This window comes from Lonsdalea iberica (assembly GCF_002111585.1).
In the GTDB taxonomy this organism is placed as follows: domain Bacteria; phylum Pseudomonadota; class Gammaproteobacteria; order Enterobacterales; family Enterobacteriaceae; genus Lonsdalea; species Lonsdalea iberica.
On sequence record NZ_LUTP01000084.1, the window covers coordinates 1 to 3,603 of the forward strand.

The window sequence follows — 3,603 nt, forward strand, 5'->3', positions numbered from 1 at the left end:
GGGACAGGTGCAATACTACGCCGATGGCACCCCGGCGCGGGAAGTGCAGTGGGTATATGAGCCCGGCAGCTTCCGCCCGCTGGCGCAGGTCGAGCGCAAGGGAGACGACACCCGGTTGCACTATGTGGTAACGGACGTGGCGGGCACGGCGCGGGAGCTGTGCAGCGAAAGCGGGGAAGTCCACTGGCGCGGTGAGCAGGGGCTGTGGAACGGACACCGCGAAGACCGGCTGCCGGTGGGGCTGAAGCGCTATCTGGGCGACGCGGCAAACGAAGAAGTGTACTGCGAGCTGCGTTATCAGGGGCAAATCTACGACGCGGAAACGGGACTTTACTACAACCGACATCGTTACTATGATGCGGACAGCGGGCAGTATATCTCGCCGGACCCGATAGGATTGGCGGGTGGATTGAGGCCGCAGGGGTATGTGCATAACCCGTTGGAGTGGGTTGATCCGTTTGGGTTGACGCCGAAGGAAGGGAAAACTAAAGGATCTGGAACGATACATGAATTAGATCCTAAAGATATTCGGTTTAGCCAGAGCTCTGTAAATGGCGCTGCTGATTTAACTGAAAGTATGAAAAATAATGGATGGGCGGGTGACCCGATTGATGTTGTCAGAATGAGTGATGGAAAATTGACAACTATCGACAATACTAGGGTTTTAGCTGCCTCTAGAGCTGGGGTTAATGTTAAGGCTAAAATTCACGAAGCATCAGATGCTTTGCCAAGTGATTTTGTTGAGCGTTTCACAACGAAGAAAGGAACACCGTCAAGTTGGGAAGAGGCAATAAATCTCAGAATTGGGAAGCAAAGTGCAGGATATAGAAATCAATATCCTAGTGGTTCACCTGTAATAGGATCTATGGATTAATATGGAAAAGTTGTTTATACAAAATGAATTGCCTGAGTGGTTTTCATACCCTTCTGAATTTACAAGAGTAGTTGAACAGGGATTGCTCGATTTTGATCCTTGGATCATTCTTACAGAAGAGCGTTTGAGAACCAGATTTAATGGTATTAAAAATAGATATCCATCAAGAGATTTAATTCCTTTCGCTCGTCGGGAGGATAATGATGACATTGCGTGTTGGGAAAAAGGAAAGGACGGTAAAGTTATTATTATTCACGACTTCTCTAGCGATGGATATGAAAATGTTCGTGAATTTGATCATTTTTGGGACTGGTTTAGAGATGCGGTTGAAGCAACGATCTCTTATGATGGTGAGTAATTAAATAAAAGCCGGGAGCGATCTGACGAGGGAGTGTTAGAAATTCTGTGTCATTCCAGTAATATACGATCAAAAAGGAATGACACATGTCCCAGCCCTTCGATTTCGATTAAGCCCTGAAAGCACTTCAGGATGGTCAGGCACTAACCGGCAAAGATGGCATCTTAACGCTGTTAATCAAACAGTTAACTGAGGCCGCTCTGGCTGCTGAACTCGACTCTCATCTCGCTCAGGATATTGCCGCTAACCGTAAAAATGGTTCGTCCAGAAAAACGCTCAAAACACCAACCGGTGCCTTTGAACTCACCACGCCCCGCGATCGTTACGGCACTTTTGAGCCTCAACTCGTGAAGAAGCATCAGACCACGCTTTCCGATGAGATCGAGCGTAAGATCATCCGTATGTTCGCACTGGGCATGAGTTACAAAGATATCAGCCAGGAAATTGAAGACCTGTATGCTTTCAGCGTCTCCAGCGCCACGATCAGCGCTGTCACCGATAAAGTTATTCCTGAGCTGAAACAATGGCAACAACGCCCGCTGGAGGCGGTTTACCCCTTCGTCTGGCTGGATGCCATTCACTATAAAATCCGCGAAGACGGGCGCTATCAGAGCAAAGCCGTGTACACCGTTCTTGCACTGAATCTGGAAGGCAAGAAAGAGATCCTGGGCCTGTATCTTTCTGAAATTGAGGCCGCAGGGGTATGTGCATAACCCATTAACTTGGGTTGATCCGTTGGGCCTGACTCCTGCGAATACACCTGGCTATAACGTTTATGGCTTGTTTGATAATGACGCGACCAAACCTTATTACGTCGGTATTACTAATAATCTCGGTACAAGGGCTGCCCAACACCGTGCATCTGGGCGATTGACGCCGGGTGCCAATATGCAAGCCCTTGACCGGAATGTAACCTATGGTGAAGCTAGAGGTTATGAGCAATATTATATTGAGAAGTACGAAACGAAAACAGGAATAATAGGGCAAGACATTTCGCCAACGAATCGTGGTAATAAAATAAACTCTTATAACCATGATAGCGAGACACGTGATGCTGATAGACAAAAATATTTTGAAGATGCCTATAATAGCAAGAAAAAATGTGCGAAAAAGTAACAGTCTCTATTTATTAAAAGAAGGTGATATATGAATCAGTTAAATTTGTGGGGGTGGGATAAAAAGAAACGAACGATGCTACGTTTTATCAAGCCTGGTGATATATTTTGTTTTAAGCTGGGTGAGGGTAAATATTACTTTGGTCGAATTATTTCTAGGCTGGATATCGGGGATGTTGCCGAAATATTCAATTTTTCATCATCCAGTCCTGATATAACAAGTGATAAAATATTGCAATCAAAGCGCCTTGTAGGCCCTATTGTTATTGATTCATACTCTTTGTTTGACAGAAAAATAGAGCAGGATACAGATTGGCGTTTTATAGGTCATCAAGATGATTATATCCCTGAGAATATAGAGGGTGTGTATTTCGTTTATGGGGTAGATTGCTGGTGTAAAAAAGTGGACGTTTTCGGTAACGAAATTAGTATAACGCAAGAAGAAGCGAAAAAGTACCCACGGCAAATCCCTCATAGCAATTATGATATAAAAAAACTTATTATTTCTCACTTATAAAGTAAAAATCCGGAAGCGATCCAACGATCCTTCCGGCCTTTATATTGTTAGCTTTAAATTCCCTCCCCGGTAAGTAGTTATTGTTTCATGGTCTTTTTTTGAAGTTGATATAAGCCTTAACAATAATCCTTTCCCTCTCCACTGTGACGGTCACTGGCATCCCGTTTATAAAGTTTGGATTGGACCTGACGTTATGCAAGTTCAAGTTACAGTCCATACCCCGTAGTTACTTTGTGTATTTCATGTGTTCCCTTTTGGTTGTAACTGTCTGGCAACGCCGATGCCTGCGTGGAGTACGCTTATAACCGCTCCGGTCAGGTCATCTCCGAGCGGGTCAACGGGCAGGAAATACTCTGCGATTATGATGCGAGCGGTTACCGCGCGCAGGTCGACGGGTTGTTGGCGCCGCTGCAACAGCAGTGGCAATCAGGGCGGTTATCGGCGCTGGGGGTCGGTTCGCATCAGGCGTTGTCGTTCAGCCATACGGACGCGGGTCAGGAAAGCCTGCGCAGCAACGGCGCGGGCTTCGCGCTGTCGCTACGACGTGCTGGACCGTCTGGTGGGAATAAAAGACGCTCACTGGGGCGAGCAGGATTTCCGTCTGAACGGCAACGGGCAGGTGACGGCGGAGCGTCGCAATGGGCGCTGGCGTCAGGCGAAACTGTTCGGTTACGACAGCGAACAGAACCTGTGTGAAGTGTCGGAGATTATCGCCGCCTCGGGCGTGCCGCTGTCGGTA

Annotated in this window: 4 protein-coding genes and 2 pseudogenes; all 6 read left to right on the forward strand. The window is 47.0% G+C overall.

Going from position 1 to position 3,603, the window contains the following annotated elements:
- Positions 1-874, forward strand: an 874-nt coding sequence (locus tag AU511_RS17910) for an RHS repeat-associated core domain-containing protein (protein ID WP_276207170.1), incomplete at its 5' end; no start/stop codon positions are given.
- 1 nt (position 875) lies between these two features.
- Positions 876-1,232 (forward strand): hypothetical protein, encoded by a 357-nt coding sequence (locus tag AU511_RS16530; protein WP_094110336.1) that lies wholly within the window; start codon positions 876-878, stop codon positions 1,230-1,232.
- Positions 1,233-1,348: 116 nt separating this feature from the next.
- Positions 1,349-1,930 (forward strand): annotated as a pseudogene (locus AU511_RS16535) (IS256 family transposase); the annotation flags it as partial.
- Positions 1,931-1,937: 7 nt separating this feature from the next.
- Positions 1,938-2,348: a GIY-YIG nuclease family protein gene (locus tag AU511_RS17350; RefSeq protein ID WP_139829414.1), complete on the forward strand. Its 411-nt coding sequence runs from the start codon at positions 1,938-1,940 to the stop codon at positions 2,346-2,348.
- A 30-nt stretch (positions 2,349-2,378) separates the two neighbouring features.
- Positions 2,379-2,864, forward strand: coding sequence for an Imm26 family immunity protein (locus tag AU511_RS16540; protein WP_094110337.1), 486 nt, complete (start codon positions 2,379-2,381; stop codon positions 2,862-2,864).
- Between the two features lie 348 nt (positions 2,865-3,212).
- Positions 3,213-3,603: pseudogene (locus tag AU511_RS16545) on the forward strand (type IV secretion protein Rhs); the annotation flags it as partial.